Source organism: Kutzneria sp. NPDC052558 (genome assembly GCF_044547355.1).
Lineage (GTDB): Bacteria > Actinomycetota > Actinomycetes > Mycobacteriales > Pseudonocardiaceae > Kutzneria.
This window is the reverse complement of sequence record NZ_JBIUAG010000004.1, coordinates 157496-183219: the sequence shown is the minus strand read 5'-3', so window position 1 is coordinate 183219 and position 25724 is coordinate 157496. Positions and strand designations below refer to the sequence as shown.

Below are 25724 nucleotides of genomic sequence, written 5' to 3'. Positions count from 1 at the left end.
ACTGCTACTCCGCAAGCACCACCGGAGGACCCCGTGGTCGACACGCCTGCCCGGCCGAGTTGGACTACACCCCTGCCCCCGCTACCCACCCCGGCCGCCGACGTCGCGGCGCTGCACCGACGGGCCGGCAGCGAGAACTTCACCGTCGCCAGCATGCTGCTGCCACCGCGGATCCGGCGCCGGCTGCTGTCGGTCTACGCCTTCGCCCGCCTGGTCGACGACATCGGCGACGAGGCCCCCGGCGACCGCAACGCCCTGCTGGACAAGGTCGAACGCGACATCGACCGGATCTACGCCGGCTATGTGGCCACCGACCGACTATGGGCGGAGCTGACCGTCACCGTGCACGAGTGCGGCATCCCGCGCACCCCTTTCGACCGTTTGGTGCAGGCCAACCGCCGCGACCAGGAAGTCAAGCGGTACCGCACGTTCGACGACCTGCTGGGCTACTGCGAGCTGTCCGCCAATCCGGTCGGACACCTGGTGTTGCACGTGTTCGACGCGATGTCACCGGAACGCGCGGCCCTGTCCGACCAGGTGTGCTCGGCCCTCCAGGTGCTGGAGCACCTCCAGGATGTGGCCGAGGACCTCGGCGACGGGCGGATCTACCTGCCAGCCGAGGACCTTGAGCGGTTCGGCGTCAAGGAACAGGATCTGGCCGCCAGCAAGGCGAATCGGGAGGTGCGGGCGCTGATCGCGTTCGAGACCCAGCGCACCCTGCGGCTGCTGGACCAGGGCGCCGCCATCGTCGGCACGCTGCGCGGACTGGCCCGGCTGGCCGTCGCCGGCTACGTCGCCGGCGGGCGGGCCACCGCCGCGGCCATCGTCAACGCGCGTTTCGACGTGCTGACAACCACACCACGACCACGTAAATCCCGCACGATCGCCGAACTCGCGCGATCGCTCGGCGGTGGCCGGTGACCGGACTACCGCTGACGATCGAGGCCGCCTACGACCACTGCGAGCGCGTCACCGGCGAGCAGGCCAAGAATTTCTCTTACGGCATCAGGCTGTTGCCCCCGCTCAAGCGCCGCGCGCTGTCGGCCGTCTACGCCTTCGCCCGCATCGTGGACGACATCGGCGACGGCGACGCCCCGGCCGAACAGCGCCTGACCGGCCTGGACGAGGTTCGTGAGAGGCTGCACAGCCTCGCCGACCGCAAGGACGATCCGGTCGCCGTCGCCCTCAACGACGCCACGCTGCGGTTCGGCCTGCCGCTGGGCGCCTTCGACGAGCTGATCGACGGCTGCCGGGCCGACGTGCTCGGCACGACGTACGAGAACTTCGAGGACCTTCGGCACTACTGCCGTTGCGTGGCCGGCTCGATCGGACGGTTGTCGCTGGCCGTGTTCGGCAGCCCCGACCAGGCCCGCGACGCCCAGCTGGCCGACGCGCTCGGCGTCGCCCTGCAACTGACCAACATCCTGCGGGACGTGCTGGAGGACCGCCGCAACGGCCGGATCTACCTGCCGGCCGAGGATCTGCGCCGCTTCGGCTGCACGCTCGACCTCGACGCGGACGGCAACCTGGCCGACGACGAGGACGCGCTGACCGCGCTGCTGGAGTACCAGGGCGCGCGGGCCGAGGAGTGGTACGGCGTCGGGCTGCGGCTGCTGCCCCGGCTGGACGGCCGCAGCCGGGCCTGCTGCGCCGCCATGGCCGGCATCTACCACCGGCTGCTGGCCCGCATGATGACCCGGCCGTGGCTGGTGCGCAGTTCCCGGACCTCGTTGCCCGACTGGGAGAAAGTCCTGGTGGCCGCGCGATCGCTGGCCGGGTCGCGGCCATGACCGCGCAGGTGGTCGTCGTGGGCGGCGGCCTGGCCGGCCTCACCGCCGCCTGCGAACTGGCCGACCGCGGCCTGGACCTCACCCTGGTCGAGGCCCGAGCCCGGCTCGGCGGCGTCACGTTCTCCTTCTCCCGCGGCGATCTCGTCGTCGACAACGGGCAGCACGTGCTGCTGCGCTGCTACACCGCTTACCTGGATTTCCTGCGCAAACTGGGTGTTGCTCACCACATCGAGATGCAGCCGCGGATGCGCATCCCGGTGCAGGGGGCCGACGGCACGCTGGGTTCCCTGTCCCGCACGGCATTGCCGGCGCCCCTGCACCTGTTCGGCTCGCTGGCCACGTACAAGCTGCTCTCGCTCGCGGACCGGGTCCGGGCCGCGCGGGCGGTGCCGGCGCTGCGCAGGCTCGACCCCGACGATCCCCGGCTGGACGAGCAGAGCCTGGGCGACTGGTTGCGCGCGCACGGACAGAACGCCGCCACCATCGCCGCGCTGTGGAACCTGATCACCGTGGCCGCGCTGAACTGCGACGCCGACGAGGCCTCGCTGGCCTTGGCGGCCAAGGTGTTCCGGACCGGGCTGCTCGACCGCAACGAGAACTGCGACATCGGCGTGCCGGCCGTGCCGCTGTCCGAGCTGCACGGCGAGCCGGCCCTTGCCTATCTGCGGGCCCGCGGCGCCCAGGTCCGCCTGCACGCCGCGGTCAAGGAGATTCGCCGCCGTGACAACGGTTTCGAGGTCGTCACCGGCGAGGACACCCTGGCCGCCGACGCCGTGGTGGTGGCCACCCCGGCCGACGCCGCCGCGAAGCTGGCGCCCGACATCGTCACCGACGAGCTCGGCCACTCCCCCATCTTCAACGTGCACGTGATCTTCCCGCGGCGCGTGACCGAGCTGCCGTTCTTCGCGGTGGTCGGCTCGCCGGTGCAGTGGGCGTTCGACCGGACCTCGGTGTCGGGGCTGACGCGGGGCCAGTACCTGGCCGTGTCGGTGTCGGCGGCGAGCGAGTGGATCGACCTGCCCGTGCCGCGGTTGCGGGAGCTGTTCCTGCCGGAGATCGCCCGGGTGCTGCCCGGGTCCGCCGGGCAGGTACCCACCGATTTTTTCGTCACCAAGGAGCGGGCGGCCACCTTCCGGCAGCAGCCGGGCAGTGGTCGACGCCGCGCGGCGCAACGGACCGGCACGCCCGGTCTGGTGCTGGCGGGCGCGTGGACCGCGACGGGGTGGCCAGACACCATGGAGGGCGCCGTGCGCAGCGGACAGAACGCGGCAATGTTGTTGTCGGAGCAGCTTTCCGCCACCGTGAGCGAGGTGGCGAGGTGACCGCCACGCTGCCCCGCCCGGTCACCACCGCGGCCGATCTCGTCCAGCCGGCGATGCGGCGCGCGGTCGACACCCTCAACCCGTCCATCCGCAACGTGGTGAGCTACCACCTGGGCTGGATCGACGCCGCCGGCAACCCGACCTCCCAGGGCGGCGGCAAGGCGCTGCGCCCCGCGCTGGCGCTGCTGTCCGCCCAGGCGGCCGGCGGCACCGTCGAGCAGGGCGTGCCCGGCGCGGTCGCGGTGCAGTTCGTGCACGACTTCTCCTTGCTGCACGACGATGTCATGGACGGCGACGTCGAGCGGCGGCACCGGCCGACGGCGTGGAAGCTGTTCGGCGTGCCGGCGGCGATCCTGGCCGGCGACGCCCTGCTCACGCTGGCCGTCGAGGTGCTCCAGCCGGCCGCGTCGCCGGCCGCCACCGACGCCGTCACGCTGGCCGTGCAGGACCTGATCGCCGGGCAGAGCAAGGACCTGGAGTTCGAGCGCCGTCGCGACGTGACCCTGCACGAGTGCGTCGACATGGCCAACGGCAAGACCAGCGCGCTGATGCGCTGCGCCGCGTCCATCGGGGCCATCCTGGCCGGCGCCTCGCCCGAGCGGGTGGACCTGTTGGCGCGCTTCGGCATGCACCTCGGGCTGGCCTTCCAGCTGGTGGACGACCTGCTCGGGATCTGCGGCGCGCCGGAGGTGACCGGCAAGGCGGTGCTCGCGGATCTCAAGGTGCGCAAGAAGTCCCTGCCGGTCGTCGCCGCGCTGACGTCCGGCACCGCGGCCGGTGACGAGCTCGCGGCGCGGTACCTCGTCGAGGGTGTGCCCGACGACGGGGAACTGCCCGAGTTCGCCCGGCTCATCGAGCAGGCCGGCGGCCTGGCCTGGGCCGAGGCCGAGGCCGACCGGCAGGTGGCCGCCGCCGGCGAGTGTCTGGACGCCGTGGGCGCGCCTGAGGATGTTCGGGAGGCTCTGTGGCAGATAACGCACTTCGTGACGGAGCGCGATCGGTGAGCTCGGATGTCGTTCTAGCCAAGCAGAAAGCCATCGACCACCTGGTGTCGTTGCAGGACAGCGACGGCTGGTGGAAGGGCGAGCTGGAAACCAACGTCACCATGGACGCCGAGGACCTGCTGATGCGGCAGTTCCTCGGCATCCGGGAGCCGGTCGGCACCGCCGAGACCGCGGCGTGGATCCGTTCCCAGCAAAGGGAAGACGGTACCTGGGCCACCTTCTACGGCGGCCCCGGCGAGCTGTCCACCACCGTCGAGGCGTACACCGCGTTGAAGCTGGCCGGCGATCCGGCCGACGCCGACCACATGGTCCGGGCCCGGCAGTGGGTGCTGGACCACGGCGGCATCGAGAAGACCAGGGTGTTCACCCGGATCTGGCTGGCCCTGTTCGGCGAGTGGTCCTGGGACCGGCTGCCGGTGCTGCCGCCGGAGATGATCCTGCTGCCCAAGTGGTTCCCGCTCAACATCTACGACTGGGGCTGCTGGGCGCGGCAGACCGTGGTGCCGCTGACCATCGTCGGCTCGATGCGGCCGGTGCGGCCGCTGGGGATCAGCGTTTCCGAGCTGCGGACCGGAAAGCCGGCCGAGCCGTTCGCGCCGCCGCTGAGCTGGGCCGGTTTTTTCCAGCGGCTGGACAAGGTCCTGCACCTGCACGCCAAGCTGCCGGTGAAACCGCTGCGGGCCTACTCCATTCGCAAGGCGCTGAAATGGATCCTGGCCCGGCAGGAGGCCGACGGCGGGTGGGGCGGGATCCAACCGCCGTGGGTGTACTCCATCCTGGCCCTGCACCTGCAGGGCTATCCGCTGGACCATCCCGTGCTCAAGAAGGCCTTCGACGGCCTGGATTCCTTCACCATCAAGGAGAACGGGACCCGCCGGCTGGAGGCGTGCCAGTCTCCGGTGTGGGACACGGCATTGGCCGCCACCGCGCTGCTGGACGCCGGTGTGCCGCCGGACGACCCCGTGCTCAAGGGCGCCGGGAACTGGCTGCTGGACGAGGAAGTCACCGTGCGCGGCGACTGGGCCGTGCGGCGGCCGTCGCTGCCGCCGGGCGGGTGGGCGTTCGAGTTCGAGAACGACAACTACCCCGATGTCGACGACACCGCCGAGATCGTGTTGGCGCTGCGGCGAATGCTGCCGGCCGACGAGCCCGCGGTGCAGCGGGCGGTGGAGTGGACCATCGGCATGCAGTCCCGGGACGGCGGCTGGGGCGCGTTCGACGCCGACAACACCCGGCGGCTGCCCGAGAAACTGCCGTTCTGCGACTTCGGTGCGGTGATCGACCCGCCGTCGGCCGACGTCACCGCGCATGTCGTGGAGATGCTGGCCCACGAGGGGCTGGCCGGCATGCAGCCGGCGCAGCGGGGCGTCAAGTGGTTGCTGGACAACCAGGAGGCCGACGGCTCGTGGTTCGGCCGGTGGGGCGCGAACCACATCTACGGCACCGGGGCCGTGGTGCCGGCGCTGATCGCCGCCGGGCTGCCGACCGTGCATCCGGCGATCCGTCGCGCGGTGAAGTGGTTGGAGCGGCACCAGAACGCCGACGGCGGCTGGGGCGAGGACCTTCGGTCCTATCGGGACAAATCGTGGGTCGGCCGGGGCGACTCGACCGCGTCGCAGACCGCGTGGGCGCTGCTGGCCCTGCTGGCCGCCGGCGAGCGCGGGGCCACGACCGATCGGGGCGTGCGGTGGCTCGTCGCCACCCAGCGGGACGACGGCACCTGGGACGAGCCGCAGTTCACCGGCACCGGCTTCCCCGGCGACTTCTACATCAACTACCACCTGTACCGGCTGGTTTTCCCGTTGACCGCGCTGGGCCGGTATCTCGATGGCTGACCTGGTCGTCGCCACCGCGCTGCGGATCGAGCGGTTCGCGCTGCGGCGCGGGCTGCCGGGCGTGCCGGTCACCGCGGTCGGGATGGGCGTTCGGCGCCCGTCCCGGCTCGCGCTGCCGGCCGGCGCCGCGCTGGTCGTCGCCGGCGTGGCCGGGGCCCTCGTCGACGGGTTGCATCCCGGCGATCTCGTCGTGGACGACCAGGACCTGGCGTTGTCCTTGCGTGGCAACGGTTTTGTCGTGCACCACGGTGCGATCGCCGACAGCGACCACCTCGTCGGCCCCGCCGAACGCGCGGAGCTGGCCACCCGTACCGGGGCGCTGGCCGTGGACATGGAGTCCGCCGCCCTGCTCGCCCTCGCCGGCGACCGACCGCACGCCGTGGTGCGGGCGATCGTCGACACGCCGTCCCGGCCTTTGCTGGGTCCGGCGACCCTCGGCGGCGGCATCGCGGCGCTGCGCCGCCTCGCCGCTATCGGCCCGGTGCTGCGGCACTGGGCGGAGTCGAACGCGAAAGAGGTCCACCAGTGAACATGCCGTTGCACCAAAGCCTGCGGATCGCCGGCTACCTGCTCGGGCAGAAGCTGCGCCGGCGCGAGAAGTTCCCGCTCATCGTGGAGCTGGAGCCGCTGTTCGCCTGCAACCTCAAGTGCGCGGGCTGCGGCAAGATCCAGCAGCCGCACGACCTGCTGCGCCAGCGCATGCCGGTCGAACGGGCCGTCAACGCCATCGAGGAGTGCGGCGCCCCGATGGTCTCCATCGCCGGCGGTGAGCCCCTGATGCACCCGCAGATCGACGAGATCGTCAACGAGCTGGTCCGGCGCAAGAAGTACGTGTTCCTGTGCACCAACGCCGTGCTGCTGCGCAAGCGCATCGACAAGTTCGACTTCAAGCCCTCCAAATACTTCGCCTTCGCCGTGCACATCGACGGGCTCAAGGAGCGGCACGACCTGTCGGTGGCCAAGGACGGCGTGTTCGACGAGGCAGTGGAGGCCGTGCGCGAGCTCAAGAAGCGGGGCTTCCGCGTCACCACCAACACCACGTTCTTCAACACCGACACACCCCAGACCGTCATCGAGGTGCTCGACTACCTCAACGACGACCTCAAGGTCAGCGAGATGATGATCTCGCCGGCGTACGCCTACGAGAAGGCGCCCGACCAGGAGCACTTCCTCGGCGTGCAGGAGACCCGGGAACTGTTCCGCAAGGCCTTCGCCGACGGCCGGCGCAAGCGCTGGCGCCTCAACCACTCCCCGCTGTTCCTGGACTTCCTGGAGGGCAAGGTCGACTTCTCCTGCACCGCGTGGGGCATTCCGTCCTATTCCCTGCTGGGCTGGCAGAAGCCGTGCTACCTGATGTCCGACGGCTACGCCAAGACCTACCGGGAGCTCATCGACGAGACCGACTGGGACGCCTACGGCCGGGGCAAGGACCCGCGCTGCGCCAACTGCATGGCCCACTGCGGCTACGAGCCCACCGCCGTGCTCGCCACCCTCGGCTCCCTCAAGCAGTCCCTGCGCGCCGCCGTCGGCCGCTGACCGTGCGCTTAGCGGTCATCGGCGCGTCCGGGCGCATCGGCGCGGGCGTGGTCGAGGAGGCCCTCGGTCGGGGTCACGCGGTCACCGCCGTGGTGCGGGACCCGTCGACCTTCGACCGGGGGACCCCCGTCGTTCGCGGCGATGTCTTCAGCCCCAAGGACATCGCCGCCGCCGTCGCCGACTCCGATGTCGTCGTCAGCGCCATCGGCCACGCCGCCACCCTGGACGACGCCGGCTACTACGCGCGGGCCGCCTGCTCACTCGTCGAGGCCCTTCGGTCGACCGGGTCGGGCCGTCTGCTCGTGGTCGGCGGATTCGGCGCCCTGCTTCAGGAATCCGGCGCCCAATTCGCCGACGAGCCCCGCATTCCCGAGCACGCCCGCCCCGAGATCGCCGGGCAGCGTGACGCCCTGACCTATCTCCGCTCCGTGTCCGACGTCCGCTGGACCTACCTCTGCCCGCCGCCCGGCGGCATCTGGCCCGGCGGGCGCGGCGGCTCCTACCGACTCGGCCTGGACCGCCTCGACGGCAGGCCCGCCGACAGCCGCGTCACCCTCCCCGACTTCGCCGTCGCCGTGCTGGACGAGGCCGAACAGGCCGCGTTTCCCTTCGCCTGCCTCGGCGTGGCCGGCCTCACGCCGCCTTCGGGCGCTTCATCCGATCGCTGATCATGTAGACGACGGTCGCCAGGATGCCGCTGGTCACCAGCTGGACCGGCATCCAGGCGGCCGCCAGCGACGCTCCGATGTAGACGGCGATGGACAGCATGATGGGGATATAGCGGCGATCGTGGCGGAGTTCGCTGCGCAGGTGGGCGCGGACCGGTTTGGCCAGGCGGCGGACCAGGCGCAGGACCATGACGAGCCAGAAGACCACCAGTAGGGCCGCCACGGTGGCGGGGAACGCGGGGCCGCCCTCGGAGCTGAGGGTGACGAAGGCGGCGCCGACGAAGACCGTCTGGGCCGCCAGCCGCGCGCCGCGCAGCACGCGCCGGCAGACCAGGTCGATGTTGTCGCGGGCCACCTGGAGCCGTGGGTTCTCGGCCAGCGCCGCGGCGAAGCCGGCAGTGGCGGCCTCCAGATCGTTGCCACGTAACTGGATCGTCGCCAGGTTGTTGCGGGCGGCGGCGTTCTCCGGGTCGAGTTTCAGGGCCTCCCGGTAGTTCCGCTCGGCGTCGGGGAGATTGCCCTGTGCCCCGGCCAGAACGCCACGGGTCAGGTGCGTTTCCGCGTGCTGCGGGGCCAGTTCCACCGCCCGGTCCGCCGCCTCGACCGCCTCGGCCCGGTACAGGTCCAGCCTCGGGATCATCGCCGTCACCAGGACCACGTACTGCTGCCACTGGTGCGGGGCCAGCCGGACCGCCTCCCTCGCCGTGTCGACTGCGTCCATGTGGCGGCCGAGCTTGTGCAGCGCCAGCGATTGCAGCCGGTGCGCCCATTCACTGTCCGGATTGGACGCCAGCGCCTGGCCCGCCGCGTACCGCATGGCCGCGATGTCGCCCACTTTCTGCTCACACTGGGCCAGCAGGCACCATGCCTCCGTCGACCCCGGGTCGTCCGCCAGGGCCTTGGCCAGCTCCGCCTTGGCCTGCTCGTGACGGCCCAGGTCGATCAGCGTGCGGGCCCGGGCGATGTTGTCCATTCAGGCCAGCCGGTGCTTCTTCAGGTAGGCGAGCAGCTCGTCGTACGCCCCGCCCTCGTTCGCGAACATCGCCACGTTCCGCGCCGCCGCGAACCAGGGCACCGTCGAAGGCCGGATCTCCTTCAGCGCCGCCTCCAGGTCCTGCTGGCCGATCATCCGGGTCTGGCCCTGGCGGACCGAGTCCAGCAGCGCCTTCTCCGCCGCCGCCTCACACGCGTGGGCCAGATCCGCCCCCGAATAGCCGTCCGTGCGCTTCGCCAGCTTGCCCACGTCCACTCCCTGCGCGGGCCGGTCCTTCAGGTGGTAGGCCAGGATCGCCTGCCTCGCCTCCTGATCCGGCGGCAGCACCAGCAGCGTGCGGTCGAACCTCCCCGGCCGCTTCAACGCCGAGTCCACGTCCCAGGGGTGATTCGTCGCCGCCAGCACGAAGACCCCGTCGTTGCTGTCCTTCACGTCGTCCAGCTCCACCAGCAGCTGGTTCACCGTGCCCCGCATCGCCGAGGACCTCAGCTGGCTCCTCTTCTGCCCCAACGCGTCGATCTCGTCCAGGAACAACACACAGGGCGCGTTCCTCCTGGCCGTCTCGAACATCTCGTGCAGGTTCCGCTCCGACTGCCCGATGTACATGTTCAGCACATCCGACAACGTCACCGAGATGAACTTCGCCCCCAGCTCCCCCGCCACCGCCCTGGCCACGAACGTCTTCCCACACCCCGGCGGCCCGTACAGCATCAGCCCACCCCGCAGACTCTTCCCATACAGCCGCCGCAACTCCGGATTCCTCATCGGCGCCAGGAAGGCCGCCTCCAGCCGCTCCTTCACCGCCTTCAGGCCGCCCACGTCCTTCAACGTGATCCGACCCTCCTCGACATCGAGGAACCCCAGATCCTCCTCCGCAGCGGCCCAGTCAAACACCGCCACCGGCTCCAGCCGCTCCCCCTCGGGCTCGGCCGGCGGCTCCTCCGCTCCGGATTCCCGCTGCCGGTCCTCTTGCCGCTGGGTCTCTTGCTCCGCCCCGGATTCGGACCACCGCTGGGCCTCCATCGGTTCAGCTTCGTCCGCCCGGGTTTCCACCGGCTCGATTCCCACCGACAAGGCTTCCGCCGGCTTGATCTCCTCCGAACGGACTTCCGCTGGTTCGGCTCCTACCGGCTGGGCCTGCCCTTGCGCCTCCCCCCGCGCCACCGGCTCCCCCGGCGTCCCCAACGCCCTCCCCAACACGTCCCTGGCCGCCTGAGACCCCGGCTCATGCTGCAACGCCGTCGCCGCCTGCTCAGCCGCCCCTTCCGCATCCCCCACCACCAGCAGCTGCTCCGCCAGGTGCAGCCTCAACGTCACATCCCCCGGCACCGCCGCTACCGCCGCACGCAGACTCCGGATCAACGGCGTGTCCACCACTCGGGCCCTCCCCTACAACCAGGTCCCGCCAGTCTATCCCGCCGCCCACCGCACAGGGTTGCCCCAATCACGACACAAACCCCAAATTCCCCTCCACCTCCCACACATACAACAACTTCCCAGACACCTAACCCGTCAACTTATTCCCAAGCCGGTGGATCACGGTCACCAATAACACATTTCATCAACCTTCCAATGCAGGAATTTTGGTTGCCATTGCACACCATTCAAGCGCATCACTCTTCAGTGCAGAATCACCCATATATCGCGCAATGTCACACAGAGACTTCAGGGCACTCACAACACTCGAACGCCACTTCGCTGCATAGTAAATTTCCTCCACAGAAGAGGGGTCAAGTCGTACTAGCAGCAAATCTTCACATTTACGCATAAACCCCTCTCGCGACCCCTCAAGTTCAGACAACAGCCACAGAAATGCCTTCTCCGGATCTCGAGCAGGGCTACCTTCACGAACACCGAAGTAGTTCAGCGCAGCCGCACATGCCATCATTCTCCGCCACAAAACATCACCTTGAGTAAGACCGCAAACAGCCTCGGCCTTATCGAGCACGCGAACGAGAAGATCAGCCCACTCATCCGCGTCAAACTCGCCAGATTCGGCTCCAATCATACCTGCATTACAGGTAGCCACCATAACCATCCAACCATCAGCGGGAAGATCTGAAATATCGCTTCGATCGAGAAGCGAGCTCATCCCGGCCACGGAATCGACTCCCACGGCATCGCTGATCGAGATTGGACCGGAGCTTGACATCGCCATCCCTCTCTACGGACTCCACGGCATAACCATAAAGTCAATGCCGGCTCGACCGAACGCATCCGCAGCAATATCCATGTGTGCCTCGCTCGCCAAGAAGTGACCGGTCTGCCTAGTTAAAATTACCGGAAAACCATCAACAAGCTCTCCAGACCCAGCCGCGCGGACGCGATTTCCAACACCAGCCAGCACGGTATGAGCCAGCTCAATACTAGGCCATCCATTTCCGTCCGCGTGCGCGGGCATCACCTTCAGTTCGCCATCCATAGTGACCGCCCACTTGAAATCACTAGCACCTCCAACCCCTTCTTCAAGCGCCGCGCGCCCGGCGCCATCCGGCAATGTCGCAGGCGAAACACCCCGATCCTTTGCCGACTGCACTTCAAGTTTCTGCTTAAACATAGGGGCATTGTTTTCAAGCGGCTCGGTGCCACAGTTGTGAACCAGAACCCCAGCTTCCCCCTTGAGCGCAAAATATGTATGAACCTCATCGACGGTCAGATTGTACGTACGCATCGAACCTGCGAACGAACGCACCCCCGCGACTGCGACGCGCTCACCATCTGGGGCATCTAGCCGGTCTTCAGGTTTCAAGTTATCCGCTTCTGTCCATGAATGCGTGGTTGCATCCCAGAACAGGTGGTGCGCGGTGACTGTGATTGTGCTGGTGCCCAACGAAGTCTGAACGGTGAGATCGACGAAGTCGTGGTCGTCGTCGGTGATGTGCGTGGCCACGACGGCGTGGGTCTGGACCTGGCCCGTGTCGGGGTCCTTGTTGGTGATCTGGTCCCCGACATGGACGTCCTGGATCGGCTTTGACGAGCCATCGGCCATCAGGACCGCAGTGCCGGCGGCGAAACTGTTACAGCTCACCGACCGCGAAGAACCGGAAGCGGGGGCGGACTCTGCGTCGACATCACGGACGGTTTCGCCTGCCGGGGGCTTGACGGCGGGAGAACCACGACCGGCGGTGGTACTGGTTTCTGCGGTTATGCCGTCGACGGAACTGGATTCGCCGGCGGTTGTCTCGGCTATCTCAGAAGCGGCGACACCGGCGGCACCGGCGACGGCCAAGGCGCCGATGGTCTCGGCGCCGGCGGCGATGGCGGCCGAGATGACCATGCCGCTGGCGCCCCACACCGCCCCCTCAGCAGCCGCGGCAGCGACAGGAACCAGACACGTGCCGAACGTGAGGATCGCACAGGTGATGGTCAGAGCGACAGCGACCACAGTCACCGCAGCGATGAAGGCCGTCTCATGCTGTTCGATCTGACAGAAGACCTGCCACCAACTGCAACTGGACCGAGCAGGCGGAGCCGGAGCGGGAGCGGTGCTGGCACCGCCACCCTGGCCCTGGGTGGGCGACGCAGGAGGCGGATACGGCTCGTTGCCGTGCCCGGGCACACCAGGGCCGTTCGTGCCGCAATTGGAGTGCAGCGTGGCGTTGGGGCAGTTCAGCAACATGCCCGATGGATCAGAGGAGCTGATGGGCGACCCGCTGGCGTAGGAATAGCCGTTCATCTGCTGCGGATCACCGGTGTCCACAACAGGATCGGCCTGGGTGAAGCGACCGGTGGTGGAGTCGTAGCCACGAGCGCCCAGCTGGGTCAGACCGCTGGTGTCCTGGGGACCGCCGACGAAGCCATGGGAGTCGGGCCACAGGGAGGCAGGCCCACGGGCGTTGCCGAAAGGATCCTGACGACGCTGGGTGACGCCCAGGTTGTCAGCGTTGACCGACGCGTACGCGGTGCCCTGGTGATCGGTGAGCATGAACGAAAGCCCCGACACCGAACCCCGCTCAGCGACCTTCTGGCCGTTGAAGTCGTAGTAGCGGACACCAGTGGAGAACCGGCCGCCGGTCGGGTTTCCGTCGGCCGGGCCTCACTCCGCGCCCCCGGCGTCCCCAACGCCCGCCCCAACACGTCCCTGGCCGCCTGCGATGTCGGCTCATGCTGCGACGCCGTCGCCGCCTGCTCCGCCGCCCCCTCCGCCAGCAACTGCTCCGCCAGATGCAACCGCAACGTCACATCCCCGGCACCGCCACAACCGCCGCACGCAGTCTCCGGATCAACGGCGTGTCCACCACTCGGCCCCTCCCCTACGCACCAGGTTCTCGCCAGTCTATCCCGCCAATTACCACAAGCGGTTTCCCTCGATCACGGATGTAACGGCCGAAACCCCCATTTCGTCGGCCGCGCTAGTTGGCCATAACCGGGAGTCACATTCGCATCATCTTGATGCCTGCCCAGACGTTGTCCCGACCACGCGCCATTAATCTCAAACTCCAACCAACGACCTACGGAACGCCGAGGATCTCCATAATGCGCTCCCTAATAAGATCTAGAAAGTTTACCAATTCACCCTTATTTGCACCGCGCTCAACATTTCTATCTACCTGCCATTCCATAAAAAGCGGCACAAACCAGACCAGCCGAACAAAGTCGGGATGCAACGCCTCGCCTTCACTAACTTCAATTGAGCTCAATAGCCTCAGATACCCCTCCGCCAACTCTGGCAAAAATTTCCCAGACCTCAAAAGGCCAAGAAATCCAGAGGTATCGTCCCAGGCTGAGTCTAGAGCCTCCAGAACGTCCGGACTTGAGTGCTTCACTCCCAGAAACCTACAATCGCATCCGATGGAACATGTCCGAAGATCAGCACTTCCTGATCTTTCTTTGCATAAAGGTCAATTCTACCCTTGCCTGGAAATCCGCCAGAAACGTCTTCAATTCTACCATCAATCCGGGACAAGTCTATCGCCACAACACCGTTACCCTGGTTGTACTTGCCGAAGGCAACACTCGGAAGCTTTGATGTCGATATCCACGGACTAAGCCGCTTCCCGGCCACATGCGACAGTGGGCTTACATTGACGGCTCCTGGAGCCCTGGCCTTGAGACCGAGAGCAGGGTCTTCCCCCTTCGCCAGGGCGCGGAAAACTATCCCCGGCGCAGGGTCCATATCGCCCGGTCCACAATTGTGCACGAGGACCGTCGCAAGCCCCACAAACACATAGAATGTGTGAACACTATCGACGGTCATGTTGTACGTACGCATTGCACTGACGTAGCGACGACTGGCCAGGACACTGGCGTGGTTTCCGGCAGCAGAGTCGAGCTGATCACTAACATGAAGGTTCGCCGCTTCAACCCATGAGCTGGCGGTCGCGTCCCAGAACAGGTGGTTGGCGGTGACCGTGATGGTGCTGGTGCCTGATGGAGTCTGCACGGTCAGGTCGACGAAGTCGTGGTCGTCGTCGGTGATGTGCGTGGCCACGACATTGTGGGTCTGGACCTGACCGGTGTCTGGGTCCTTGTTGGTGATCCGGTCCCCGACGCGGACGTCCTGGATCGGCTTGGAGGAGCCGTCGGCCATCAGGACAGCGGTGCCGGCGGCGAAGCTGTTACAGCTCACAGGCCTCGGCGAACCAGCAGCGGGGGCGGGCTCGGCGACAGGATCGGGAGCAGGCTCGACGGCAGGAGGTTCGACGCCTGGGGGTTCTACGGCAGGAGGTTCTACGCCAGGAGGTTCTACGGCAGGGGAGCCGCCACCGGCGCCGCTAGCAGTGCGGCTTTCCAACGAACCGGCGTCACCGGCGACATCTTCGGCGACTTTGGCGGCTGCTGCGCCCGCGCCGAGGGCGGCAATGCCAGCCCCGATTGCTTCCGCACCGGCGGTTATCGCCGCAGAGATGACCATGCCGCTAGCGCCGAACACCGCACCGTCAGCCGCCGCGGCGGCGACAGGAATGAGACACAAACCCTCGGTCGCCACGGCGCAGGCGATGATCGCGACCGCGGCAATCACGGTCACAGTAGCGACGAACACGTCGGTGTGGGCCTCAATGTCGCAGATGAAACTCCAGAGGCCACAACTGGACCGAGCGGGCTGGGACGGAGCGGGAGCGGTGCTGGCACCACCGCCCTGGCCCTGGGTGGGAGACGGGGCCGGCGGCGGCGACCCGGGATTGGGAGAGCCAGAACCATGGCCACACGACGGATGCAGGGCTGCCCCACCGCCAGTGTTGCAATCCATGATCATGCCGGACGGGTCGGAGGAGCTGATGGGCGACCCGCTGGCGTAGGAATAGCCGTTCATCTGCTGCGGATCACCGGTGTCCACAACAGGATCGGCCTGCGTGAAGCGACCGGTGGCGGAGTCGTAGCCACGAGCGCCCAGCTGGGTCAGACCGCTGGTGTCCTGGAGACCGCCGACGAAGCCATGGGAGTCAGGCCACAGGGAGGCAGGCCCACGGGCGTTGCCGAAAGGATCCTGACGACGCTGGGTCATGCCCAGGTTGTCAGCGTTGACCGACGCGTACGCAGTGCCCTGGTGATCGGTGAGCATGAACGAAAGCCCCGACACCGAACCCCGCTCAGCGACCTTCTGGCCGTTGAAGTCGTAGTAGCGGACACCGGTGGGGAACCGGCTGCCGTTCGGCAGGTGCAGCTCCATGTCCCCGATGGACAGGGTGGTGCCGGACGCGTCCCGGGTTATGAGGCGGTTGCCGGCAGCGTCGTTGACGTACGTGCTGGTGGCGCCGGAGGCGTCCTGCTCGGACGCGATGCTGCCTTCCTCGTTGTAGGTGTAGGTCTGGGTCGAACCACCGATGTCGCGGGTCTTGGTGTTGCCGGTGGCGTCGTAGGTGTAGGAGTTCTGGCTGGCGCCGGTCGGTCCGTTCGTCTGGACGTTGAGCAGCGTGTGCGGCTGGGGCGAGCCGGGAGCCGGATAGCTGTAGGTGCTGGTGGTGTCACCGGTGACGGCGTGCTGCACCTGCTGGGTGCGGTTGCCGGTCTGGTCGTACTGCCAGGACAGCCAGTACGGGGCCGCGCCGCCGAGCTTCGAGGTGTCGGGAGCGCCGACGCACTTGTCGTCGCCGGTGTTGTTCGGGTCGAGGGTGGGTGTCCACGCCGCGCTCAGCCGCTGGAGATAGTCGGTGGTGAAGCACTGGACATCGGCGGCACTGCCCAGTGGCGTGTCCACAATGGACTTGATGTTGCCGGCGTTGTCGTAGGCGTACGCGCGGTTGGCGATCATGTACTGCGAGGCGGTCGCCCGCTCGGCCAGGGTGCTCTGCAGGCGCCCGGTGCCGGCGTCGAACACGTTGGTGACGGCGATCTGCTTGAGCTGGTTCGGATCGGCGAAGACGTTGCGCAGCACCTGGCCGTAGGCACTGTAGTCGGTCTCCGACACCAGCGGCGTGTCCGAGCCGTCGGCCGACTCGTCCAACGTGGTGGGATTGCCGAGCGAGTCGTATCGCCTCTCGATGCTCGCGGCGTCCAGGCCACCGGCGGCCGGACTGGACTGGCTGGTCACCGCGCCGGTGAACGGGTCGTAGAAGACCTGGAACAGGTAGTTCCCGGCGAGAAAGCCCTCGGCGGCCGGGATCGTGTACTTCATGCCCAGCGGCCGGCCGGCGTTGTCGTACTTGTAGACCGACTCGGTGTAGGCGTTGCCGTTGTAGTACCGGGTGGAACTCGACGGCAGACCCTTCACGAGGGTGTCGTACGCCCAGCCGGCCAACTGCGGCCCTGAGGTCGAGCCCACGTACTCACCGGTCTTGCGGCCGATGCCGTCGTAGCTGTACGCCAGCGTCTTGCCACGGCTGTCGGTGGTGGTGAGCACGTCCCCCATCGCGTTGTAGGTGGTCGACGACGTACCGGCGTCCGGGTCGGTGGAGCTGGTCTTGCGGCCGTGCAGGTCGTACGTGCTCGTCCAGACGTTCTTGCCGGTGGGATCGGTCGTCGAGACCAGCAGACCCGCGTTGTTGTAGGTGTAGCTGGTCACGTCGGCAGCGTCGTTCGGCCCGGTCCTGGTCGGGTCCTTGTACTGAAGCAGCTTCGTCTTCTGGCCCAGACCGTTGGAGATCACAGTCGTCGCCGTGCCACCGTTGAGCGGCACAGTGGTGACACGGTCGCCGTCGTAGCTCGACGTGGTGTGCCACTGCTCGACGCCGTTGAGGTTGTAGGTCGTGGCGATCTGCCGACCGGCACTGTCGAAAGTGGACACAGTAGTGTTGGCGACCGCGTTGTCCTGCACGACAAGCAGGTCACCGCTGGGTCCGGACACGGTGTTCCAGTAGGCGGCGTGCGATTTCCACGCCCGGTTCTGCGAGTCGAAGTAGGTGTCCGACACCAGACGTCCGCCCAGCGGCGTCGGCGACTGGGTCTGCACCGTGTTGCCGAGGCCGTCGACCAGCGAGTAGGACGTGGCGTACTGGCCATTGGACAGCAAGGTGTTGCTGACCACCGTGCTCGGCTTGTCGGTGTTGTCGGCATAGCTGTAAGTGGCGTTGGCCGGCTGGTTGAGAGCCTTGCTCTCGCCCGGTTTCCACACCGCGGTCAACCGGCCGAAGGCATCGTAGGCCCCGTCGGTGCGCAGGCCGCTGCCGTCGATCGCGGTGAGCAGCGCGCTCGACACCGGATCGAAGATCTTGGTGGTCGTCAGCCCGGGAGTGGAATCGTTGATCGGCGGCGACGTGGTCGCGATCTGGGTGACCGGACCGCCCTTGTCCGGTGTGTACGATATGGTTGTCTTGCGTCCCAGCGCATCGGTCGCGGCGATCGATCGGCCGTAGACGTCAAAGGCGGCCGTCGAGGTCGGCGTCTGGAACTTCTCCTGGCCACCCGAGGGCCACGAGTCGACGCTGTCGACCTCGGTGACGTCGCCCTTGGTCGGGGCCGCGCCGAAGTCCTGACCGTCGAATCGGGTGCGCACGTCGGTGATGATGTTGCCGCTGCCGGCGGGGTTGTCGGCCGAGCACTTGCCGGAGATCTTCTGTGTCTCCTGCGGATAGCTCATCATCCACGCGCCGGCGTTCTGCCCGTAGCTGTACGTCGTGCAGGTGCTCTGGCTCGGATCGCTGATGTCACCGTCGTTCTCGGTGGTCTTGACCTGGCCGAGGCTGTCGAAGGTGGTCAGCGTCTTGGAGGTCCGCCACGTGTTGCCGGCCGCCAGCCAGGTCAGCCCGGTGGTCGCGCCGGTGCCGGTGATGAACGACTGGGTGCCGTCGTTCTCGTCGGTCCCGGTGGCCGGTGAGCTCCACGGGTCGCTGATGGTCGCGGCGATCGGCTTGTTGTCGTAGTACGTGACCGACTCACGTGGGAAACCTGCGAACTGCTTGGCGTCCGTGACCGACGGACCGGGAATGTCGCCCTGCGCCGCAGGAACCTGGAAGCCGTCCATGCCTCGCAGATAGACGGCCTTGGTCACCACCTGTGGGCCGGCTCCGTCGCCGGTCTGGCCCTTGGTGGTGGTCACCTGGTCGTAGCCACGCCACTCCGAGTACGTGCGGTACTTGTTCTCGCTCAACACGTTCTCGTCGAAATGCCAGGCGCCGCTGTTCGCGTCCTCGCCGTAGTCGTACGTCGTGAGCATGGGTGACGACAACGCGGTCCGGCCGTCGTCGGTGATCGCCTTGACGACGTACTTGTTGAACCAGTCGAGCACCGGCTCCTGTTGGCCGGCCGGTGTCCAGTAGGTGGGGAAGCACCGCCGCCCGTTGTTGGACGGCGTCGGCAGGCTCGACGGCGAGCAGTCCGGATCGGAATAGGTGACGGTGGTCTTGCCACCCTGCTCGTTCTCGATCGTCTCGATACGGTTGCGGTTGATCGCCGTGTAGTTGTGGGTCAGGTCGACACGGTTGGCCATGAGCTTGCCGCCGAACCTGGTCGGCGGCAGTGCCATGTCCTGGCCGCCGGCCAGTCCGTGATGGGTGATGGTGTCCAGCCAGAGCGCCGGACTGTTGTTGTCACCCGTGCCGGGCATGGACTGGCTCAGGTCCCAGCGGTTGACCGGCGTCAGGCCACCCTGGCCGTTGCTGACTTCGGTGGTGATGGTGGTCAGCTTCTTGGTGCTGAAGAAGGCCGGCGAGATGCCTTCGCACTTCGAGCCGCCACAGAGCAGATCGTTGGGCACGTCGCAGTTGCCGGTCGCGTTGGACGCGCACCGGTCGGCCGTGCCGAACGCGATCCGCGCCGGCGGCGAATCGGTGAACAGGCTGCCGACGTTCGCGTTCAGGCCGTAGTCGATGTGGTCGAGGTAGCCACCGCGGTCGTAGCCGACGCCCTGCGTGCCGAGGTTCTCGCTGTAGTTGTTGCCTTCCTTGTCATAGAAGTACTCGATGGCGTTGCCGTGCGGATCGACGACGTAGTCGAGGTTCCAGCGCCACGCCTGGGGGCACGCCGAGTCGGCGAAGGCCGTGTGATTGCAGGGTTCCCCGGTGTTGTTGCCGAACACCGGCTCGGTCCATGTCGAGTTCGTCGACGGGTTGGCGCCCTGCCAGCCCGGCAGGTGGTTCATGCCGAAGAACGCCTGGGTGCCGTCCTTGGTCGTGACCTTCCAGTACTCGCCGTCGTTGTCGCCGTTGGTCGTGAGCGATCCGGTTGTCAGCCGCTCGACCTTGGACCCGTCGTCCTTCTTGGGATGCCAGGTGTCGCCGACCTTGACCAACTGCCCGCTCATCGAGCCGAACGAGAGCGTCGCGTTGTCGGTGGCCCAGCAGGCGTCTCCGGTCTTGCGCTGGCCGTTGTTGCCGCCGAGGTCCTGGGCGCAGGGCTTGTAGCTGCGCTCGATGAAGCCGCCGGCGCTCAGGTCCCAGCCGTCGCCGACGATGGACGGCTGGTCGTTGCTGGCTGCGGTCAGGCCGTCGGTGCTGCCGGACGAGTAGGACAGTGCCACGGCCGGGGCCTGGCCGCCGACGGCGGCCGGCGCCGGGATCGGGTACGTGTACGAGAAGTCGCCGCCGGCCCCACCGGACGTCCAGGAACCGGCCGGCGACAGACCGGTCGCGGCGAAGTCACCGCTGTCCGAATTCGCGCCGGCGACGGCCGCGACGACAACACTGTCGGTCGCCGACGGCAAGGTCACGTCGGCGGAGACCGTCCTGGCGCCTTCGTCGTTGGTGGAGTTCAGCGGCGTGGCCTGATGGCACTGGTCCTGGGCCGGCGTGGTCAGGATGCACGTGGGGTACTGCATGAACGTCAGCCGGCGGCCGTAGTCGGCCCCGTATGCGCCGCCCGAACCGGAGTAGTCCAGTCCCAGCGAGAGCGGACCGCTCGTGTCACCGGACACCGGCTTGACCTGGATCAGCGAGCCACTGACGTTGGCATTCGCCGCGACCGTGTGGTCCACCGCGACGATGTCGAACTGTCCGTCGGTGTGCGGGGTGCCGCTGACATCCCGGGCGATGGAGATGTTGCCGGCATTCTGCCGGACGCCGGTGGTCGATCCGAGACCGACGCGGTAGGTGGCGGCGGCCGGCCACACCACCTGCGGCGCCGGGGCCGAGGACGGCGGTGCGATCTGCACCGGCCGGCTGGCGATCGCCTGCCCGACAACGGGATTGACCTGTTGCAGCGACGGCAGATCCCAGCCGAGGCCGTGCCAGCCGCTGGCATTCGGCGCGGCCACCGCCTGTGTGGCGGTCGCTACCAGGGCAACCGCCACCGTGGCGATCGCCGTTCTCGTGAGGAAAGTTCTGCGGCTCAGGCCCAACACGACTTCCACCCCTCATGTGCCGGAAACACGGTGATCGGCATGGTTCAGTGCCTGATGCCGTAGAGCAGACCGGGATCGTCGATCGGTTTGTCAGCAACCGCCTCCGCGTCCGTCAGGATGCCCGAGTAGATCCGGACGCCGGCGATTCCCCCGTGCCACTGGTCGGTTGTCTGGCCGTTCCAGGTGTCCTGGCCGAGCAGCACTCCGGCCGAGCCGTTCCAGCCGGCGACCGAACCGGTCGCACCAGCGGCCGTGACGGCGGTGGATTGCCTGGCGCCGTTGACGTACAGCGTGGCCGTGTGGGTCGTGGCGTCGTAGACGCCCTCAAGGTGGGTCCAGGTGTTGTCAGCGACGTCAGGATCGCTCGCGGCTGTCCAGGAGCCGGTCTGACCGGGAGACGCGCTGACGGTGAAACTCCACTTGCCGTGCCCATTGACATTCCGGTAGCCCAAGGCGAACGGCAGGTTGGGAGCGTCGGAGGTGGAGACGGCGGAACGGGTGTTCGGGTCCACCGGGCCCGAGGCCTGGACATCGGCAGCGGTCCAGGTGTGTTTGACCCAGGCCTCGACGGTGTAGGAGTGATCGGTGCGGAGGTTGGCCGGACGGGCAGCCTGCATCTTGCCCGTGTTGGTGCTGTCGACCTGCGCGGAGCATCCGTCGGCGTCGTCGACGAGCGAGATGCCGCCGACCGAGCTGCCCTGGGACCGGGAAACGGTGTCGTAGTAGCCGAGGTTGTCCAGCGCGGCGATCTGGTCGTCGGTCAGAGCCTGGTTCCACATCTGCACCTGGCCGATCGCGCCCTTGAAGAAGGCGCTCCGGCCGCCGAGCGAGCCGATGGAGGTGCTGCCGGTGGCCTGCCACACTGCGGAGACTCCGCGCTGCGACTGGAGTTTTCCGTCAAGGTAGAGCTTGATCTGCATGGTGCCGCGGTCGAAGACACCGGTGACCAGGGTCCAGCGCCCGGCCTGGGGCGCCTGGTCCTTGTACGTCCACTGGTAGTTGTCGGCACTGGCGTCGTCGGCGGCGCTCATGCCGAAGATCCAGCGGTTGACGTCTGGCGAGTACCGGATCTGGAACGCGTCCTGCTTGATGCCGTGCTGGGCCACCACGGCGTAGTAGTTGTTCAGGTCGTCGAGTTTTGCCCACGCTGACACCGTGAACGACCGAGAAGTGTCCACAACGGAGTATTGGGTGCCGGCCGTGCCGGAGGCGCCGTCGAGGTGAACGGCCTTGCCCCCCAAGGGACCGTCGGTCCAGGCATAGCCGCCGGTGAGGGTGGCGTTGTCGGCGTACTGCCCCACGTCCTTCGCGGTCGCGCCGCTGCCTTCGTCGAGTGGCCAGTAGGCCGCGCGCGAGATGACGTTCGACGTCTTGGCGGTCAGGTCGGGGCCGCATCCCTCGCCCAGGTTGTACTGCGCCAGCGGGGCGGCGGTGTTGGCCAGGTCGTGAACTTCCTTGTCGGACAACACCCGCTGCCAGACCTGGGGACTGTCGATCTCGCCGGGGAAGAAGTCGCCGGTGCCGCCGCCGGCCGCACCGATGGTCAGCGGACCGGTGGCGTGCCACGCCTTGCCCGCGGCCGGCTGCTGTTTGCTGCCGTTGACGTAGAGCTTGATCGCGCCGCTGGAGGAGTCGTAGGTGCCGACGAGATGTGTCCAGACGTTGAACTGCACCGGGTTGTCCGGATTGGCGGTGGCACGGTAGTAGGCCGCCGGGTTGTTCGAGTCGTCACTGGGCAGCGTGAAGGCCCAGTTGTTGGTGTCCTTGGCGTACTGGAGGTAGAACGCACCGCTGTTCGTGCCGGTTTGGGACACCGCGGTGGCGAACTTGCCTGCCTGGGCGAGGTAAACCCATGCGGAGACGCTGAAGGACTGGCTGGTGTCGACCACTGGTGCGCCGGCCGTCACGTATCCGCTACTGCCGTCCAACGTGAGCGAGCCGGCAGTGCCATGCGCGTATCCATTGGTGTCGGGGTGGGTCCACGGCGTGCCGTGATCGTGGCCGGGCCGCCAGTCACCGCCGCCGACCAGCGTGCCCGGGTGAGCCGGGGTTTGCTCGTTGCCGGGTGTCGAGGCCACCGAGTCGGCGACAACGCGGTCGCCCATCTCGTCGAAGCCCCAGGCGCCGACGAGTCCGGTCGACGGGACCAACGCGTTGGGCACGTTGTAGGAGCACGAAGGCGCGTCGAGGGTCAGCCCGGCCACACAGGTGGCGTCGGCCAGGCTGGCCGTCCCGGCTCGGTTCACGGCCCGGACGTGGATGTAGTTCTGGAGACTGTTGACGGCGGTGACCGTCAGGCTGGCGGTGGCACCGCTGCCGCCGCTGAGAATCCGAGCCGCCGGCACGGAGGGCGAATTCTGCACGTCCGGCTCGGAACCGTCGGTCGTGTAGATGAAGCGATCGATATCGTTGAGTCCCGGCGTGGCCAAGCCGACCGTGACCTGGAAGGTGGCGGTGTCGCCCTGCGTCGAAGGCGGATTTCCGGTCATCTTCACCGTCGGGGCCGGTGGCGGGAGACTGTCCACAGTGAACTCACAGCCGGACGTCTGGTTCGACCACAGGTCGCCGTCCCAGTCGGCGGAAACCCAGGTGTAGGTGCCGTCCTGGGTGATCCAGTCGTCGTGCACCTTCAGCCGCGCCACACTGCCCGACCCGACCGTCTGGCTGTCGGAGTGGTGCGTGTTCGGCACGTAGTTGCCGACGGTCCCCTGGTCCAGGCCGAACGACTCGATCACGTTGCCGCCATCCGGGTCGGTGGCCACGCCGTCCAACTCAGGGGTGCGGGTGGCGATCCAGGGTCGGTCCGCGCCCTGGACGCAGGGCAGCCTGGACTGTATCGCCAGGTTGGTCGGCATGTTCGGCGGCTTGTTGTAGGTCACCTGGAAGGTCTGATCCAACGTGAACCGCCGCCAGCTGTTCGCGTCCTGTTGCCCAAGGTCCACGTCGGCTGTCGATGCGAGCATGAACGTCGTTGACGTGACGCCGTGTGAGACGGCGTAGTCAGCGGCCGCCTTGGCGTCGAACTGCATGGAGACGCCGGGTTCGTCGTGGCAGTTCGTCTGGTTGCTGGTGGAAATACCGAGTACCAACTGCGGTTGACCGGCCGCCCCGTTCGCTGCCGGCGCCCACGAAGTGGTCGGTCCGATCGGGCCGGTGAGCCAGAGTCCGGTCGTGTCGTTGGCCGACACCGTGCAGGCTGCGCTGTGCTGGAGCGTCGTGTTGACCGTCGCGGTGTGAATGACGGCGCCGGCCAACTGGGTGGTGTTCATCTGGAAGTACGACCTGGAAACCTTCGCGCCGTCCTGGGTTTCGTAACCGGCCTTCAGGTTCGACAGATCACCGACTGTCTGGTTGTAGTTCATGGCAGACGGGAAGCCGGACTGCACGACGACGTGAGCCTGTGAGACGCAGGTGGCGCATGAGCTGTCGGGGTCGAGCACAACCGGGAACTTGGTCGCGGGATCGGTCAGGAACGTGTGATCCGGTGTGACGGTCACGGAGTTCGCCGTGGCGGACACCGCCATCGTCGCGTGCTTGTCGCCGCCGCCGGGCCCCAGTTCCCTCTCCGCCCCGGTGCCCACGCCGCTCGAGTCCCACATGCTGGAGGCGTCGCCGGCGAACAGCACGGCACCGGAGTTGTCCTTGACCTGGAGGCCGTTGGCGCTCGCGGACACCGTGGTGTTCCTGGTGAACAGCCCGAAGGTGATGCTCGCGAGAGCGGAAGACCGTGCCGCGGCGGCGGTCTTGACCACCAGATTCTCGGAGTAGCCCCGAGTTGTGGCCTCGACCTGGAGGTCGACGTCGGGAAAGACGTTGGCGTACGTGGCGGTGTCACCGTTCAGCGACGGCACGGGCAGGTCGGCGGGCCACACCAGGCCGGCCTGTTTGTCGTCGATGCCGACGCGCACGACCGGTGCGGCGGCCGAACCCGCGCCGCCGGCGTTGAGGACCAGGTCGAGTGGGAGCGCCTTGGGCGCGATGTTGCCATCGGGCCGCTTCACCAGTGTGGCGTCAAGGGAGACCCAGCCACCGTTCTGGCGCATCCGCACCGGCTCGGAGTGGGTCGAGAGGGTCCAGGTGCCGTCGGGATTGGCGACGGTGTCGGACGATTCGGTGGTCTGCGAGGTGACCTCGACGTGCTTGTTGGTCTCGTGGGCCAACTTCAGGGCGGTGGCCGGATCGGCGACGGCGTCCGGCACGCTCGGCGCGGCGACCGCGGTCGGCGCCGTGAGGGCCGGACTGGTCAGTGACATGCCGATCACCATGGCGCCGAGCGCGGCCCCGAGTCTCAGGCCGAAGGCGCGCGGCAGTGCAGTGCTGGTCATGAATTCCCCCTGCGCATGACGACAGCCGATGTCGACCGTCGCGTAAAGCCCCAGTGAGACTGCCCCAGGACCGTGACCATGGAAAGCGGCCGATCGGGGATTCCTCACACACAGAGGGTTAGATGGGGCAAATCAGACACAACTCCGCAAATGTCCTGCCGTGTCAGGAGAAGCGGCGGTCAGTCGGCGACGGACGGCGACGTCTCGATGCCCAGGGCCAGGCGGACCAGAGGCAGGTCGATGGTGGGCACGGCGAAGTCGTAGTCGGAATTGCTGGTGGACAGGACGCAGCGGGTGAAGCTGCCGGCAAGCGGGAGCTTGCCGCCGGTCTCGTTCAGCTCGAACGGGCCGATCAGCAGCTTCACCTTGCCGCGCCCATGCCAGCGGACCGCCTCGCCCGGGATCAGGTGCAGATAGCCGCCGAGCAGCGTGCCCGGCTTGCCGAGGTCATCGAGTGGACGGATCAGGCTGACCACTTTGACACCGTCGCCGTTGCGATAGTTCTCGACGTCGACTTCCGGCCTGGTCTTGCGGAACAGCAGCATGTTGAGTCTCTTGTTCGTTCCCGCGGAACGACGCAGGCGCGCAGCCACGATG

The 25724-nt window shown here is 67.5% G+C and carries 16 protein-coding genes; 8 read left to right on the top strand and 8 right to left on the bottom strand.

Annotated features, from left to right (window positions below; translation table 11 throughout):
* Positions 1 to 33 precede the first annotated feature (33 nt).
* From hpnC to ACIG5F_RS09665, 8 genes are read left to right on the top strand one after another with little or no spacing between them, the layout of a single operon-like run.
* A complete protein-coding gene (gene hpnC / locus ACIG5F_RS09700) occupies positions 34 to 921 on the top strand; it encodes a squalene synthase HpnC (RefSeq protein ID WP_396517055.1) in 888 nt (295 codons plus the stop codon).
* Positions 922 to 932: 11 nt separating this feature from the next.
* Complete coding sequence (gene hpnD / locus ACIG5F_RS09695; protein WP_396517352.1) at positions 933 to 1790, top strand: presqualene diphosphate synthase HpnD; 858 nt, start codon at positions 933 to 935, stop codon at positions 1788 to 1790.
* Positions 1787 to 3112, top strand: a complete 1326-nt coding sequence (gene hpnE / locus ACIG5F_RS09690) for a hydroxysqualene dehydroxylase HpnE (protein WP_396517054.1) — start codon at positions 1787 to 1789, stop codon at positions 3110 to 3112. Before hpnD ends, hpnE begins: the two co-directional genes overlap by 4 nt.
* Positions 3109 to 4116 carry a polyprenyl synthetase family protein gene (locus ACIG5F_RS09685; protein ID WP_396517053.1) on the top strand — a complete coding sequence of 336 codons (1008 nt, stop codon included), beginning with the start codon at positions 3109 to 3111 and terminating at the stop codon, positions 4114 to 4116. The genes hpnE and ACIG5F_RS09685 overlap by 4 nt, the downstream gene beginning before the upstream one ends.
* Complete coding sequence (shc, locus tag ACIG5F_RS09680) at positions 4113 to 5951, top strand: squalene--hopene cyclase (protein ID WP_396517052.1); 1839 nt, start codon at positions 4113 to 4115, stop codon at positions 5949 to 5951. Before ACIG5F_RS09685 ends, shc begins: the two co-directional genes overlap by 4 nt.
* Positions 5944 to 6480 (top strand): hypothetical protein, encoded by a 537-nt coding sequence (locus tag ACIG5F_RS09675; protein ID WP_396517051.1) that lies wholly within the window; start codon positions 5944 to 5946, stop codon positions 6478 to 6480. The genes shc and ACIG5F_RS09675 overlap by 8 nt, the downstream gene beginning before the upstream one ends.
* On the top strand, positions 6477 to 7487 hold the full coding sequence (hpnH, locus tag ACIG5F_RS09670) for an adenosyl-hopene transferase HpnH (protein WP_396517050.1): 1011 nt from the start codon (positions 6477 to 6479) through the stop codon (positions 7485 to 7487). Before ACIG5F_RS09675 ends, hpnH begins: the two co-directional genes overlap by 4 nt.
* A 2-nt stretch (positions 7488 to 7489) precedes the next feature.
* On the top strand, positions 7490 to 8155 hold the full coding sequence (locus ACIG5F_RS09665) for an NAD(P)-dependent oxidoreductase (RefSeq protein WP_396517049.1): 666 nt from the start codon (positions 7490 to 7492) through the stop codon (positions 8153 to 8155).
* Here the strand turns inward: ACIG5F_RS09665 and ACIG5F_RS09660 are convergent.
* From ACIG5F_RS09660 to ACIG5F_RS09625, 8 genes are all read right to left on the bottom strand, one after another.
* Positions 8121 to 9128, bottom strand: coding sequence for a tetratricopeptide repeat protein (locus ACIG5F_RS09660; protein WP_396517048.1), 1008 nt, complete (start codon positions 9126 to 9128; stop codon positions 8121 to 8123). The two genes, ACIG5F_RS09665 and ACIG5F_RS09660, sit on opposite strands and share 35 nt — an antisense overlap.
* Positions 9129 to 10523, bottom strand: a complete 1395-nt coding sequence (locus ACIG5F_RS09655; protein ID WP_396517047.1) for a tetratricopeptide repeat protein — start codon at positions 10521 to 10523, stop codon at positions 9129 to 9131.
* Between the two features lie 187 nt (positions 10524 to 10710).
* Positions 10711 to 11241 carry a hypothetical protein gene (locus tag ACIG5F_RS09650; protein ID WP_396517046.1) on the bottom strand — a complete coding sequence of 177 codons (531 nt, stop codon included), beginning with the start codon at positions 11239 to 11241 and terminating at the stop codon, positions 10711 to 10713.
* A gap of 72 nt (positions 11242 to 11313) precedes the next feature.
* Positions 11314 to 13074 carry a polymorphic toxin-type HINT domain-containing protein gene (locus ACIG5F_RS09645; RefSeq protein WP_396517045.1) on the bottom strand — a complete coding sequence of 587 codons (1761 nt, stop codon included), beginning with the start codon at positions 13072 to 13074 and terminating at the stop codon, positions 11314 to 11316.
* Between the two features lie 526 nt (positions 13075 to 13600).
* Complete coding sequence (locus tag ACIG5F_RS09640; RefSeq protein ID WP_396517044.1) at positions 13601 to 13915, bottom strand: hypothetical protein; 315 nt, start codon at positions 13913 to 13915, stop codon at positions 13601 to 13603.
* On the bottom strand, positions 13912 to 20802 hold the full coding sequence (locus tag ACIG5F_RS09635; RefSeq protein ID WP_396517043.1) for an RHS repeat-associated core domain-containing protein: 6891 nt from the start codon (positions 20800 to 20802) through the stop codon (positions 13912 to 13914). Before ACIG5F_RS09635 ends, ACIG5F_RS09640 begins: the two co-directional genes overlap by 4 nt.
* Positions 20803 to 20846: 44 nt before the next feature.
* A complete protein-coding gene (locus ACIG5F_RS09630; protein WP_396517042.1) occupies positions 20847 to 25127 on the bottom strand; it encodes a LamG domain-containing protein in 4281 nt (1426 codons plus the stop codon).
* Positions 25128 to 25306: 179 nt separating this feature from the next.
* The gene (locus ACIG5F_RS09625; RefSeq protein ID WP_396517041.1) at positions 25307 to 25720 is read right to left on the bottom strand and encodes a hypothetical protein; all 414 of its coding nucleotides are present in this window, start codon (positions 25718 to 25720) and stop codon (positions 25307 to 25309) included.
* Positions 25721 to 25724 lie beyond the last annotated feature (4 nt).